The organism is Oceanobacillus sp. FSL K6-2867, assembly GCF_037963145.1.
Lineage (GTDB): Bacteria > Bacillota > Bacilli > Bacillales > Amphibacillaceae > Oceanobacillus.
The window spans coordinates 1176260-1190994 of record NZ_CP150144.1; the positions used below are offsets into that span (position 1 = coordinate 1176260).

A 14735-nucleotide genomic window follows, 5' to 3' on the forward strand; every position below is an offset into this window, starting at 1 on the left:
TTCCTATAAAAAGTATAATCCTGAAGCTAGAATTGCTGCGCTCACAACACTTGTCAGCATTTGCTTCCATCCAATTGACAAGGAAGTCTTCCAGCCAAGCTCCCTGCCAATCGTAAATAAGGTTACAAGGCAGGCAGATAACGTTGACGCTAAGTAAACACAAATAAAAATCTGACTGACTGACATGTCCATTAATAAACTTCCCTGCCCCTCATTTAAAACAAGGAGCCCATCCTTCCTGATCAAAGAGAAAACCAATCCTGGTGCTGCATCTGAAGGCAGTGAGAACAGATGCAATAACGGCATGACAAGCCAGCTGAAAATGGCTAATACACCTATGGCTTGGAGCAGAGATGCAATGAGACATATCAATAAAAAGATAGGCATAGCCTGCACTAGAAACTGTTTAACAGCACCGGAAACTTTCCACCGAAATGCACGCCAGTTAATTTTTTGTATATATGGAAGTGAAGGAATGTGTACCAGCTCATTTGCCTCATTTCGGTTCCAAAGTCTTGTATGAATCGCTCCCACTATAAATAAGATGAGTAAATAAGGAATAAATAAAAGCGGAGCGTGAGCTGCATTAAAGATAGACAGCGTGGCACCTATTTGATAACTGCATGCAGAACCGAATGCAATTAATGAAACACAAGATACACGGGTACAGCTGCTGCAGCTTCTGCTTTGAAAGACTGCGACAACATTGCAGCCAAAACCAGTAATCACGGGAAGTAAATCCCTTCCTCTTAAACCAACTTTGCGCAGCCAAGGATCAAGTGCATTCGTTAGATGCTCCTGTATACCAATCTCTTCTGTGAGAGTTGTCATGATACTTATCAAGATAACAACTGGAAAAGCCCACAGAAATGAATAAGAACCTAAGGTAATCAATCCGTAATCGCCTATCAATATATTTGCAAGAACTGGTGGAGCATGATCTATCCATGAAGTTATCGGAACAAGAAGATATCGTTCTGTTGCCGGCTCCAGCCAAGAGGCAAATAAAAAAGCACCAAATACAGGCAAGGCAAACATGGCAAAAATAAATGAACAAGCCAGCATTGGCCCTGCTATCGGTACACGAAATACCGGAATTAATTGATTGACGTCATGTGGGGAAGATGGGAGGAAATGGAGAATACTTTTGGCAGCTCCCCACGCCTGGGCATTCCCGATACATGTGATAACTTCCTCCTGTTTCATTTCAGCCATCTCTCTCGTATTAACCCAGACAACCGGTACCTGTAATAAATCCCTCACTCTATTTTGTTCGGCTTGGGACGGCAGATATTTATCCCGATGCGTTGCAACAATCGCAACTTCCCTTCCTTTCAAATTCAGCTCCGATTGCAGATCCGTCAACTCTTCTTTCAGAGTGGCAGCTTTCACAACCAGCAGCAGTGTCTCCTCTCCCTGTAAATGATCTAAAGTTAGTTGTGTACTCCTGCTATCCGTACCCAATTGAAGTCCCGGCAGATCTGTTAATCGTATATTACGATCTAATCTGCAGGAGGCTTTTAAAGCGGATATAGTTGATCCTTTTATATTGCTGGACAATGCATTTTTTTCACCGGTTAATTTACGAAACAAACCGGATTTACCCACCGATTCATAGCCAATAAGCAGCACTTCCTTCTTAATCGGAGGAGAATCATGAACGTAATCTAGCATTGACACATCTCTCCGCACATGGAAAGATCATTCAAATAAAAATTCTCTTGTTTATACATTTCTAAAATAGATAAATCAGAATTCAATCTCTGGCCAATCGCTTCTGCTACTATCGCAAACCGCTGGCGGAATTTATAAATGTAACAAAAAATATGACTATCATGTCGCAATTCCGAACCAGCTAAAAACAGCCCTGGAGTATCGACCGACTCATCTGTCTCATTAACCAGCACTCCACCATGCTTACCACGTGTGACCAAGTTCTCGATTAAGGTTGTACTTCCTTTAAAACCTGTTGCTAAGATTGGTCTTACAGGCGTAAAGTATACTTCTCCATCATTCGTATACACATCATATCCGGAAGCTTTTTCTTCAATATTGGTTACAGCTGTATTTCCTGCAACTTTTAATAAATCCGAATCAAATAATTGACGGACACGATTATAGGTATAGACGGATAAGGCAATACTCGGATTACTATTATCCAACTCCCATGTATTTGTCCTGGCAATTACAGTAACCTTTTTGCCAAGCTTACCTAATTGGTAAGCAGCATCCATCCCGCTTTCATAGCCTCCGATAATGATAAAATCATCTCCATCCAGCTTCTCCCAAGATGGAACCAAACTATTATGTACGCCAAGGTCAGCCCCTGGAAAAGGAGTTAATTCTGGATATTGGTACTCTCCCCCAGCCCATACAACATAGCGACTTTGATAAAATCCTTTTGACGTATCTATTGAAAAAATAGAATCCTTTTTGTTTATTCGATTTACCTGAACACCTTTTTTAATTGGAATGGCGAAATGGTTTGCAACCACATTCAGATATTCCGTATATGCTTCTCCTGGAGGATGCTCCATATCAAGCGTATAGGCTGGCGAAGTTTTCGGTACAACAGCATTTAAATCTGTCTGACCAAATCCTTGTGCTGGAAAGGAAGGTGTTATAAATTTCATTTCCTTTGGCCAGCGCGAAAAGGTAGCACCTATATCTTCCTTTTCTAAAATAAGATAAGATACTTTCATTTTCTGCAGTATAGCTGCGACACCGATTCCTGAAGGACCCGCCCCTACAATAATGACATCATATATTTTATTCATAGTAACCCTCCCAAATCATAATCATTACGATTTACAGACCGAAAATTAAGCAAGCGAATATTGAATGATCTTCCTTCCAGTTCTTGATGGTTAAGAAGCTATCTCATATATACGACCTCGCTTTTTTATTTTTCAACATCCATTGGCTTACTAACAGCTTTTATTATCATTCCCTAAAAGCAGTCCATGACGCGTTTCCAACTCTTTTCTTCACTATACGTGGGCACCATTTACGGATGTTTTTCTTTGGATAAATTTCTATTACTCGATCATATTATCTTGCCAATTTTTATCTATTAAGTCTCTGAATCACATCACCTCAAAAAGTAGAATGACTATGGATTATTTATAAATTATCTCGATCAATCATTTAATCGAAATCATTACGATTAAGAGCTAAAAAATATATTTATTTATGTAGTTTATATTACTTCATTTTTTAACGTCCCTACTAGATTGTTAAAACAATACATAAATCGTAATGATTACGTATTATACTCATTTATTCATAAGTTTGCAACCTTTATTATTACATTTTATTTTTTATTGAAAATCAGACCAGTGAATCTATTCCAGCCTATGATGCTTTAAATATCTCAGTAATGGTCTTTTATTGCTCCCAACCTACGTTTAAAAGTAATGTCAAAATTATTGGCAACACTTGTTGCATAGGTTCATTCTTTATCATATTATCTTCCACTTGTCTGAAAAGGTTTTTCCCTTTTGCACTGCTAGCACAATATAACGATAAATTTCACAGGGAAAGCAGTAAAAAGTCCGACTAACAGTTAAGTTATCGGACTTAAATAAATGGATTCTATATTAGTGATATAATACGGTTTCTGTTATTTTTCCATTTAAACCATAATAGTATAGGAAGTATAACTAATAGAGTGAATTAGCGTACACTTCGTGTAGCTATTAAAAATAAAATAAAGCACTCTCTACATAACTTCCACATTATTTTTCTCACATATCTCCTTATCATCATTTACTAGTATCAATTAATCGTTATTCAAGAAAATCTTTTAATCGTTTACTTCGGTTTGGATGTCTTAATTTACGTAACGCTTTTGCTTCAATTTGGCGGATACGCTCTCTGGTTACACCGAATACTTTACCGAGTTCTTCTAGCGTTCTTGATCTTCCGTCATTTAATCCGAATCGAAGACGGAGAATATTTTCTTCACGATCGGACAGTGTATCCAATAAATCCTCTATTTGCTCTTTTAACAACTCATGGGCTACATAATCAGGAGGCGACATTACTTCCTCATCCTTAATTAAGTCACTTAAATGCGAATCATTCCCCCAGCCAATCGGCGTTTCCAAGGACACTGGTTCCTCATAGGCAATTTTTAGGATAACCCGTATCTTATCTGGACTTAACTCCATCTCTTCACCAATTTCCTCCGGTGTTGGTTCACGATTTAAATCCTGTAATAAAGAACGCTGAACACGCATTAATTTATTGACTGTTTCGACCATGTGCACTGGAATTCGAATGGTACGGGCCTGATCAGCAATTGCCCGTAAAATTGCTTGTCTGATCCACCAGGTGGCATAGGTACTGAATTTAAATCCCTTTCGATAGTCAAATTTTTCAGCCGCTCTAAATAGTCCCATATTCCCTTCTTGAATTAAATCTAAGAAAACCACACCGCGTTCTGCATAGCGTTTTGCGATACTCACTACAAGACGAAGGTTTGCCTCGACTAATTTTCTTTTTGCTTCAAGATCACCTTCTTCAATAAGAGAAGCTAGTTCAATTTCTTCTGCCGCAGATAATAAATCCACTTTGCCAATTTCCTTTAAATACAAACGAACTGAATCGTCTATTTTAATCCCTAAAGGTGCACTTTGCATGTTTGGATTAGCTTCTTCCTGCACTATCTTCTGTTTTAGAGTCTCTCCAGAATCACCTGTCATATCGACCTTCTGTACTTGCAGATACCCATAAAATTTATCCATTTGTTCGGATTCGTTATTAAAATCAGATAAAAAATTAACTGTTTCTACACCAGCAGGCGCATCGCATTTCCTACCCATTTCAGTTATTTTTTCCAAAGTTATATTTGTTTCTTTTATATGCGAAGATTTTTGTTCAGCCATGGGGCCCCTCCATCTAAATTGCTAAATTTACTTTCATTTTCATGAATCACTTTTTCTTTATTCATTTAAAACCCTATAAATTTACTTATGATGTATCAAGCTATCATAGCTATCTTTCATCAATCAGTTGCTATTGCAACGTATTTAGATGCTTAATATACCTGGTTTTACCATGGTGTATATGGACATAGCTGATCTTTCCATTGAGAATAAACGCAAAAATACCGTTACATTTATCCGTATCCTTCTTATGAAAAAAGAATCCGGGGATATCTTTTCCTCTAAAACGCTTATCACTAAGGAAGTAGAAAGTTTTGTTATCATTTTTCTTTACTAAATATCCTTGCCTTCCATTTTCATATGCCACTTTCCCAATAGGGTTATTTTCATTTCGATTAATCATAACAAGAACGATATTCGGCATATTTTTTATAATATAATTGTATTTCTCGAAAAAAAATCTGCTCCAAAATAGTTTTTTCACACTGTTCTTTGATGATGCTCCTGACATAATAATTTTTTTCACATCATTATTTTTTGCTATCTTTACTAATTCTTGTGCTGTATCCCGATTATTTTCTGTTCGCTTAAGAGCTATATTTAGCAAATGAAACATAGTGTATCTGTTTTCGATAGAGTAGAAAAATACAACTCCAAATTTACAGCCATACTTTTTTGCCAAGAATGCTCCTTTCAAAAGAACTTTACGGCTATAATTCTTTTCTTCTAAACAAATTATTACTGTCATATCGCTTCCTCGCCTCACCTGTTCTGATTTAAAGAACTAGTTTATTCATATTTGATTTTTATCAGGTTGAGGATATACGTGTTTATCCTTCTTTAAAGAGAAACACGTATATCCTCAACCATTCTTCTTATCTGAATTGGAGTCAGGATCTGAGTCTGCCATTTTTCTCACTTCCTTCATAATAAATTTATTAAGTTATTTTACTTTTACTGATTTAAATTCGCTTTTTAATCTGAACGATCGTTCTAAAATAATGAAAAAAATAAATCTGTTTAATAAAATTCATTTTTTCTAAGAGCTTGCATGACCTGGACGGTTACCTTACCAGATTACTCTGAGTTCAAAAGTCGAGATAAAATTCTAGCTTCATTTGAATCAAGCAAAATGGATATAATTTTTTTGTTGCTGTCATAAAAGAAGATTTCACACATTCCATCTAAATATTGAACCAATAAGAAACCATCACCAAAAGTTGTGTTTATCTCGTACATGAGTCCTGACCCCTGTAACTTTGATTTATATGTTATATACATATATCCTCCTAATCATTTAACTGAACGTTCGTCCTAAAATACTATCACATACGTTTTTTTGCAGTCAATAGATTTAGAACAAATAGTCAGTAATCATAGATACATAGTTTAATAAAAGAAAAAGCAGAACCGTATACAGGTATCTTAAATGCAGCGCTATCGAGTGTGCTCAACGAAATGATTTCTCAATTTATTATATATAGCAGTACACTTATATAGCTTTTCCATTATTAATAAGCCGTATATTGGGTTATTAATTTAGACCCGATCTATAATACTCATTCTCCCCTGACGTATGTGGACATACATCACCCTTCCATTACGAAAGAAAGCAAAAAGGCCGTTTCCCTCGTCTTTATCTTTCATCTGAAAGAAGAGACCAGCAATATCTTTTTTATTGAAAGATTTGTCATGAAGGGTATATGGAGCCTTTACATCATTTCCCTTCAGCAGATACCCTTTCCTCCCACTTTTGTATTTTCCTTTCGCAAAAGGATTGCATACACTATGATTTATCAGAACAAGAATGATACCCGGCATATTTTTTAGAATATAATTGACTTTATCAAAGGAAAATACTCTTCTCCAAAATAGACTTCCCGAACTGCTCCTTAGTTGTGCTCCAGACATAACAATCTCTCTTGCTTTATTATCTTTCGCATTAGCCACTAGTGCTTTTACTGCATTCTGCTCACTTTCCATCCTCATTAGGGTAAATTTTATTGCTCCTAATCTTTTACTTAAATTTTTGCTCTCCGCTATACTTAGCAAATTAAATACAGTACACCCGCTACTTGGAAAGTAGAAAAAAAGAACTTCAAAAGTATAATTATTTTTCCTTGCTAGTTCTGCACCTTTTAGAAGTACCCTAGGGTTATAACTTTTGTTTTCTATGCATATTAGTACATGGTTCATTGTCCTTGTTTTCAGTGGCATCTTGGCTCCCACCTTTCACTGCTTGTAATCATCCATAGAATCATTTTATTTATTATTCATTTGAAGTTGTTCCAATAAATGATTCCCCTTTTTATTATTCGACTAAGGATATGCGTTTATTATCAGGAACATAAAAGCATATATCCTTAAGACAGGATTGTGATAGATTCTGAATCAGAAACAGATTCTGAGTCCGGCATTTTCATCACCTCCTCACTAACTTACTAATTTGTAAAACTTTTAGCTGAATAAGCATTATCCATTACATTTGTATTTGCAAATTCCAAAAAACTGAATGGCCGTTCTAAAATAATATCAAAAAAAAAGCACCTTCACTCTTGTAAAGATTGTTTATAAAACTCGAATGAGTATAGTCAATATAGTTTATCTGGGTTTATAAGCTATGATAGAATTCTTGCCTCATTGTTTTCAAGTAAGATAAACACAAGTTTTTTCTGGTTATCATAAAAAAAGAATTCACATCTACCATCTAAGTACCGAACTAATAATAAAGCATCTCCATGGAATGTTTCCAGCTGGTAGCCGGACCCTGCTCCGGACAAATCTGTTTTATAAATGATATACATACACCCTCCTAACTAATAAACTGAACGTTCGTTCCAAAATATTATCACACAGTTTTTTCCGATGTCAATAGTTACCTCCCTATTGATAATTACTTGTTTTAATCCCTATATTATGCTAAATTTAGAACGATTGGTCAGTAATTGTCAATTAATTATTCAGGCACAAGAAGTTGGTTCAATTTACTTCATGAAAGTTTATTACGACCTTAAATATAAACACAAGAAATGAGCAGGAGTGAACTTTTTGAATAAGAAGCAAACAAAAAGTATGTTAACAAAGAAAAGAATTGCCGAAGCTGCGAAGAATCTTTTTATACAGAAAGGTTATGCATCAACATCCATTGAGAATATTTCGGAAGCTACCGGAGTAAGCAAGGGAAATATATACTATCATTTTGACAGTAAAGAAGGACTATTCATCCATGTATTAGATGAATGGGAAAAGGAATGGATGGAGCAATGGGAGGATCAAAAAAAGCAATATTCTACTACAATAGAGCAGCTGTATGGAATTGCAAAACATTTTGTTATCAATGATTATAATCATCCATTGACTAATGTGGCTGATGAATTTTTTAGTCATGAAAAGTCTAATACTTTAGTACAGAATCAACTTTATAAAACGATTAACATTAGAATTTCTTATAGTCAGAAGCTATTATCGGAAGGTATGCAATCAGGAGAATTTAAACAAGATGATTCGCTGTTATTGGCAAAGATTTTTGATAACTTATTATACGGACTAAATGATATTTGCAGAGACTTAAATATGGAAGACACACTCAAACTTTATAAGAAATCCATCGATACTTTTTTATATGGTATTGCTTCCGCTGATTAATCTGATCCAAACAGCAGACATGCTAAAGGCTTAAAAAGTTCTATGTCCTAATTAGCATTCATTCACTTAGGTTCCATTCTACCATATATCCTGACGGTAAAAAGAGCTGTAAAGAGGGGGTAGTATCTTATTTTAGATCATAGTACAGAAAAAGTAACTTTTTGGAAAAACAGGCATTTAGAATCATTAGAGTGTTTGCATGCTACCTATATTCATCATGCCTTCTCTAAACATGCACATAGTGAATTTGCTATCGGAGTGATTGAAGATGGTGTGGAGGGATTTCACTATAAAGGAGAAACAAAATTTGGAATGGAAAATAACCTAGTGATTATTAATCCCGAAGAAATTCACAGCGGTTTTGCCGCCAGCACTAACGGCTACACTTATCGTATGATTTATCCCAACAAGAATTTAATTGAAAAACTGTTAGGGATAGAAAATGCAACAGATAAAAGTCATTTGTTTTTCAAAGAGGTGATTATTAGCAACCCCAGCATAGTACACCTGTTCTTGGATTTGCATTATACATTACAATATTCAGATTCCGAACTAGAACAAAAGGAAAAATTTTTGTTGTTTTTTAATATACTATTAGAAGGATTTGCCGAGAAATCGATGAGACATGTTAAAGAGCATGCTTTACCACAACAACGAATCCTGCGAGTGAAAGATTACATACACGAATGTTATGATGAAAATATCACTTTATCTGTTCTTGCAGGACTTACAGGTTTAAGTGAATATCAATTTGCTCGAACGTTTACAAAGCAATGTGGCATCTCACCCCATGTGTATCTCAGCCAAATTCGGATAGAAAATGCTAAGAGATTACTGGAAAAGGGTAAAAATATTGCAGATGTAGCTATAGATGTTGGTTTTGCGGATCAAAGTCATTTCTCAAGACGTTTTAAAAAATCACTTGGGATTACTCCCGGACAATTTGTATCAGCCAGCAAGAATGTACAATATTAATGAATGTTATTTCCCTATAATCAAAACATATTATCGATTTGTAGGGAGGTAAACAGAATTGCGCAGTAATCGTTCATCTTTTCCAGGTATTATGTTTGGTATGCTTGCCGGAGCAGCATGGGGGCTAGCCTTTCTTATTCCAAGTATGCTTTCTGCATTCTCATCATTAGAAATTACCTTGGGGCGCTATTTTATGTATGGTTTGTATTCCCTTCTGTTATTTATAATATATAAAAAGAATTCCTTTCACGTTCCATTAAGAGTATGGTCCAAAGCATTACTATATGCTTTTACTGGAAATGTAGGTTACTTCTTTTTTCTAGTGTTAGGAATCCAATATGCAGGAGCTACTATTACCACATTGATTATTGGCACGCTACCGATAATCATTAGTTTGACTGGAAACTTCCTGAATAAAGAATTTCCTTTTAAAGTCATGATATTTCCTGCCTGCTCCATATTAATAGGCGTCTTTTTATTGTATAGTGGTGAAGAGGGAACTGCGAGCAGCATAACAAATTCAAACAGTAATCTTTTGTTTGGATTCCTGTGTTGTTTCATTGCATTGGTCTTGTGGACATGGTACGGGATATCAAATGCCAATTTCCTCAAAAGGGAATCTCAAGTTTCTCCAGATCTTTTTTCTACTATTATAGGCATCCAAACACTGACATTAGTTTTAATAGCTTTGCTTATCAGTGGAATGATAAACCAAAATATAATGACTGACCTGCTGGCAAAAGATGACCTGATGTATTATACGCTTGGTGTTATTATTTTGGGGATTGCCGCTTCATGGATAGCGACATGGGCCTGGAATCAAACGTCAATTCGATTATCTGTCTCCATGGCTGGAATGATGATTGTTTTTGAGACATTATTCGGGTTGCTTTATTCTTTTGTTTATCATACTGACTTTCCTTCCATTTTAGAGTGGGCAAGTATTGTTTTCATTCTTCTCGGTGTAGTATTGGGTATATGGAAAATCAATAGAGATAAACAACCCCAACCATAAATAAATATCTAAATAAGTCCATTTTACTGCCGGAAGCTGCACACCTCTCGGCTTTTTTTATCGTATGTTCAGCTTATTTATTTTGGAATGAATCTATGAATCCCCATACAAAAAAGCCAATCCCCAAAACTAAAGCAATAATAGTAGTGATCATTAAACCATCTGGCACATAAGACAAATGTTTGGTGAATTCCTCCTTGCTCCACTCCGTTGCTCCGATTGCCCCCATTGCACCAGAGATATAACGTGCAGCATAAAGAATAGAAGCTATAATTAAAAAGGAAGTTCCTATATGTGTTTTGTTCATAATTTTTGTCCTCCAGTATTACATATATTTAAAGCTTTACTAACCGATCGTTCCACCCATTTTTCTTCTTTTAGCTTAGAATAAACCTCACTCTCAAACAATTTCTTTGCTTCGATGCTCATTATATCTATATTACTATAACTATTCTTAGTCAAAAATTTGGGTTCTGATGATTTGTGTACCATCCTTGAAATATAGGCAAAATTCCATAAATCTGAGATCGTTCCAATATGCAGCATACCTTTACTTCCTGAACAACTTATCATAATTTTATCATGATTACGTTAAACAGCAATCGTACTTAACTTTTCGACTAAATATAAGGTTTTCCTTTAAATACATCTGTCATATCATTGCATTAACAGATTATTTTGGGTGAATGCTGGTTTTACAAATCTGATACTGGAAGATACTCGCAGCTCAGAAATTACTGAATTAGATTATGATAAAATGCTTGCAGGTCTAGACTATCTAAATGCACCCAAGGAAATCTTTTATAAATAAATGTATACGACAACACAACAGCTATTCAGAAAAGATGCTTGACATACCACAATCCATACTGACTGTTCAGATGAGATTGCCGAAGCGATCAGGAATTTAATTGAATACAGATGAAGAATGTACATTTAAATAAAGAAATAGGATGAATCATCCAGGCCATAAAATAATCTGAATGGAAGAAAAGAGGAATAGTATGGATCGTCATTCATTAATTAAAAAATTTGATAAGCAAGCAAAAAAATATAATAAACGGCGAAAAAATAACCATGGTTATAGGTTTCGTCAACGAATTTTCCAAGAAGCTGAAGGGAAAGTATTAGAGGTTGCAATCGGTTCTGGACTTAACTTCCCCTTTTACAACAAATATATTGAATTGACAGCAATCGACTTTAGCCATGAAATGCTGAAAACAGCACAGAATGCTGCAAAAAATTATCCCTTTAAAACAACATTTATACAAGAAGATATTGAATCTGTAGAGCTAAGCACTAACAGCTTTGATACGATCATTTCGTCTGCAAGTTTATGTGCTTACCAAGATCCTATCCATGTTCTAAATAATTTCCAAAAGTGGTGTAAGCCAGAAGGGAAAATACTTTTGTTAGAGCATGGTATTTGTACAAACAAAACTGTGGGACGGTTGCAAATATTATTGAATCCTTTAATGCTAAAGTTTATAGGATGCCACCAGGACAGAGACATTACTGACATCATTAAACAATCTAATTTAACAATCATTCGGGAAGAACGTTACTTTGGAGGTTATTTGTATTTGATATGGGCTAAACCATAACCATTTCTTTAATTCTAAAATACTTTTATAGCATGAATAAACGCTGTTTTATCAGACTAATTTGATTTTAGTCAAAATGAGCATAATAGATAGTCAAATACTTTAAATTCAAGATGCTTCTTTAGTTCTAAAATACAAGGTGTAACGTATACCCTTTATACCCTATAAGCATAACAAGATATGTGATATGGGTATTTGCTAACTCAAGAATTTGATTTTAAGATTTAAATAATGAAGATTAAATATATTAGGAGGGATTTTCAATGATAGTAAAGGATAAGGTAATAATTATTATGGGAGCCTCTAGCGGAATTGGTGAAGCAACAGCAAAATTATTAGCGGCCAAAGGTGCAAAATTAGTTATCGCAGGTCGACGTGAGGAACGATTAAAGGAAATTAAAGATTCAATTCCAGAAGCTGATTTACATTGCAAAACTGCAGATGTTTCAAGCTATGAACAGGTGAAAAGTGTAATTGACTTAGCAATGGAGAAATTCGGTCGTGTAGATGTATTGTTTAATAATGCTGGTATCATGCCGACAGGCCCGCTAATTGAAACCCGTCGTGATGAATGGCAGCAAATGTTGGATATTAATGTGACTGGAGTTCTAAATGGTATTGCAGCAGCCTTGCCGATTATGGTTGAACAAAAAAATGGCCATATTATTTCTACGGATTCTGTAGCAGGTCATGTCGTATATCCTAATTCAGCTGTATATTGTGGAACAAAGTTTGCAGTTCGAGCGATTATGGAAGGTGTACGTCAAGAACATCGTTTGGACAATATTCGTTCAACAATTATTTCCCCCGGCACTGTAGCAACCGAGTTAGCACAATCGATTAAAAAAGATGATCTGCGCGAAGCTGAGTTAGAATATCAAAAATCAATTGACCCTTTGCAATCTGAAGATGTCGCTAAAACGGTAGAATTTGTAATTGAAGCTCCGAAACATGTATCTGTGAGTGAAATGGTTATACGTCCTACTAAACAGCCACTCTAATATATCCTTTATTATTTAATGTACGGACTTACTTATTAAATATAATCCATGCTTAATAAATTGCAAATATACTTGCAAACACTGTAAAAATATTGCACCCTAAGAGTAGTATTTGCAAGTATTCTATATCAAAATTATCGTTTTCTTATACATCAGATTGATTATATGAACCTCCCTCCACTTAAAACCTGAATTTTTTGAAGTGGGGGTTTCCTACTAAATTAATGGAAATGCTCCGCCAAAGAAAATGGGTGACACTCTCTTTTTACGACACGTCGTAGGAGTCGTTTTCATCAACTACAGTAGGCAACAGCTTAACCTAGGATAAGTTGGGTCGGAACTGACCATCTACTACTTCCTGCCATTAGGCAATCCGTAGATACTTTGTAGGTTTTAGGCTAAAATCAAGCACTCTGATCTCGCCGTAAAATGTTTTTGCGAAGAAATTCGATGCACCATGAATATCACGATGATTCGAATAGCCGCAAGTACATGTATAGATTCTCGAAGACTCTTTTCTTCTTCGTGGACAACAAGGACATTGTTGTGTTGTAAAACTTTCATCGTGTTTATCGATTTTCATGCCTTCTGCTTCCATTTTATACTTCAAATAGGCATAGACTTTTCCAAAAGACCAATTGGATAGTTTCCGGTTCGTCGTTCTTCGTCTGACCTTTTTCTTTTTAAGACGGGATGTGTTTCGTTGAACGCCATCCACATCACCGAAAGCAACTTCTATCACTTCGTTTTCAATGCACCAATCAACAAATTGTTTTGTGGTTTTGTGAAGGGCATCTTGGAGTTGTCGGTCGCTTTTTGAGAGCGCATAACGTTTCGCTCAGTTATATCTTTTCCATTGTTTGGAGCCTTTTGTGCACTTGCTCATTTTGCTTTGGAGTTCTGCCACTTTTTTATTACGCAGCCGATTAATGGAGCGAATTTTACGACCTGTGATAACGACATTTTCGCCATTCTCTGCAACTGCGGCAATTGTATGGATTTCTCCAACGTCAATTGCAGAACGGTTTACGGAGGTATTTTCTTTCGCTTCTTGACCATCTTCATAAGCAATGGACAACTGCAGTTGCCGGTCAAAAATCAGTTCGATTTCTTTGATTTGACCTTTTGGCAACGCTTTTATCCAAAGGATTAGCGGCGCTTGTCTTTTGCCTTCAAAGTCACCCATCGATAATTGGATTTTGCCATTTTCAAAGACTTCGAAGCCATTATTTGCCCATTTCGTATTGTAATAGCGTTTCTGTTTGTACGGGTATTTATTTTTATGTCCGGATTTTCTTGCTTTTCGAGCCGCATCACGTGCAAACAAATACTTATGGCAAACTGCTTGAACAGATTGGGAATGAATCGGGAAAATCCTCTTTGTGGCTTTTTGTAACGCACTTTTCTTGATCCACTTTCCCGTTTTCAAATGGGTTTCTTTCGCAAGTTCCAGACAGCGGTTCCAAACTTCCCCTGAAACCCGGTTACATTCGAATAATCGGTCAATTGTTTCCTTGCTTGCCCGAAACGGTGTCTTCATACAACGAATCATTTCCATCCCCCCAATCATGTGGAACTACACTCAATTATACCACAAATAGAAACA

Annotated in this window: 15 protein-coding genes; 5 read left to right on the top strand and 10 right to left on the bottom strand. The window is 35.7% G+C overall.

The features are described from left to right. Window positions 1–3 precede the first annotated feature (3 nt). The 6 genes from NSQ77_RS05695 to NSQ77_RS05720 all read right to left on the bottom strand — a co-directional run bounded on the left by NSQ77_RS05695 (window position 4) and on the right by NSQ77_RS05720 (window position 7693). Window positions 4–1674, bottom strand: coding sequence for a nucleoside recognition domain-containing protein (locus NSQ77_RS05695; protein WP_339229481.1), 1671 nt, complete (start codon window positions 1672–1674; stop codon window positions 4–6). Beyond that, entirely contained in the window at window positions 1668–2777 is a 1110-nt protein-coding gene (locus NSQ77_RS05700) for an NAD(P)/FAD-dependent oxidoreductase (protein ID WP_339229483.1), read from the bottom strand. The genes NSQ77_RS05695 and NSQ77_RS05700 overlap by 7 nt, the downstream gene beginning before the upstream one ends. 1011 nt (window positions 2778–3788) lie before the next feature. Then, window positions 3789–4889: an RNA polymerase sigma factor RpoD gene (rpoD, locus tag NSQ77_RS05705; RefSeq protein ID WP_339229486.1), complete on the bottom strand. Its 1101-nt coding sequence runs from the start codon at window positions 4887–4889 to the stop codon at window positions 3789–3791. A 130-nt stretch (window positions 4890–5019) separates the two neighbouring features. Continuing rightward, window positions 5020–5637 (bottom strand): hypothetical protein, encoded by a 618-nt coding sequence (locus NSQ77_RS05710; RefSeq protein WP_339229489.1) that lies wholly within the window; start codon window positions 5635–5637, stop codon window positions 5020–5022. Window positions 5638–6428: 791 nt separating this feature from the next. Further along, window positions 6429–7106, bottom strand: coding sequence for a hypothetical protein (locus NSQ77_RS05715; RefSeq protein ID WP_339229490.1), 678 nt, complete (start codon window positions 7104–7106; stop codon window positions 6429–6431). Window positions 7107–7507: 401 nt separating this feature from the next. Beyond that, window positions 7508–7693: a hypothetical protein gene (locus NSQ77_RS05720; RefSeq protein ID WP_339229492.1), complete on the bottom strand. Its 186-nt coding sequence runs from the start codon at window positions 7691–7693 to the stop codon at window positions 7508–7510. Window positions 7694–7937: 244 nt separating this feature from the next. On the opposite strand from NSQ77_RS05720, the gene NSQ77_RS05725 reads away from it, so the two are divergent. The 3 genes from NSQ77_RS05725 (at window position 7938) to NSQ77_RS05735 (ending at window position 10524) form a co-directional block, all read left to right on the top strand. After that, window positions 7938–8534, top strand: coding sequence for a TetR family transcriptional regulator C-terminal domain-containing protein (locus tag NSQ77_RS05725; protein WP_339229494.1), 597 nt, complete (start codon window positions 7938–7940; stop codon window positions 8532–8534). Window positions 8535–8729: 195 nt separating this feature from the next. Next, window positions 8730–9509 (top strand): AraC family transcriptional regulator, encoded by a 780-nt coding sequence (locus tag NSQ77_RS05730; protein ID WP_339229496.1) that lies wholly within the window; start codon window positions 8730–8732, stop codon window positions 9507–9509. Between the two features lie 58 nt (window positions 9510–9567). Next, entirely contained in the window at window positions 9568–10524 is a 957-nt protein-coding gene (locus NSQ77_RS05735) for a DMT family transporter (RefSeq protein ID WP_339229498.1), read from the top strand. 73 nt (window positions 10525–10597) lie between these two features. Here the strand turns inward: NSQ77_RS05735 and NSQ77_RS05740 are convergent, their stop codons facing one another. After that, complete coding sequence (locus NSQ77_RS05740) at window positions 10598–10831, bottom strand: hypothetical protein (protein ID WP_339229499.1); 234 nt, start codon at window positions 10829–10831, stop codon at window positions 10598–10600. Next, window positions 10828–11070, bottom strand: a complete 243-nt coding sequence (locus NSQ77_RS05745) for a hypothetical protein (RefSeq protein WP_339229501.1) — start codon at window positions 11068–11070, stop codon at window positions 10828–10830. Before NSQ77_RS05745 ends, NSQ77_RS05740 begins: the two co-directional genes overlap by 4 nt. A gap of 458 nt (window positions 11071–11528) precedes the next feature. Between NSQ77_RS05745 and NSQ77_RS05750 the strand changes: the two genes are divergently transcribed. Further along, window positions 11529–12128: a methyltransferase domain-containing protein gene (locus NSQ77_RS05750; protein WP_339229503.1), complete on the top strand. Its 600-nt coding sequence runs from the start codon at window positions 11529–11531 to the stop codon at window positions 12126–12128. 263 nt (window positions 12129–12391) lie between these two features. Further along, complete coding sequence (locus NSQ77_RS05755) at window positions 12392–13129, top strand: SDR family oxidoreductase (RefSeq protein WP_339229505.1); 738 nt, start codon at window positions 12392–12394, stop codon at window positions 13127–13129. A 364-nt stretch (window positions 13130–13493) separates the two neighbouring features. Here NSQ77_RS05755 and NSQ77_RS05760 read toward each other — a convergent pair whose 3' ends face one another. Next, the gene (locus tag NSQ77_RS05760) at window positions 13494–13883 is read right to left on the bottom strand and encodes a transposase (RefSeq protein WP_339230942.1); all 390 of its coding nucleotides are present in this window, start codon (window positions 13881–13883) and stop codon (window positions 13494–13496) included. Window positions 13884–13967: 84 nt separating this feature from the next. Next, window positions 13968–14681, bottom strand: a complete 714-nt coding sequence (locus tag NSQ77_RS05765; protein ID WP_339229507.1) for a transposase — start codon at window positions 14679–14681, stop codon at window positions 13968–13970. Between the last annotated feature and the right edge of the window lie 54 nt (window positions 14682–14735).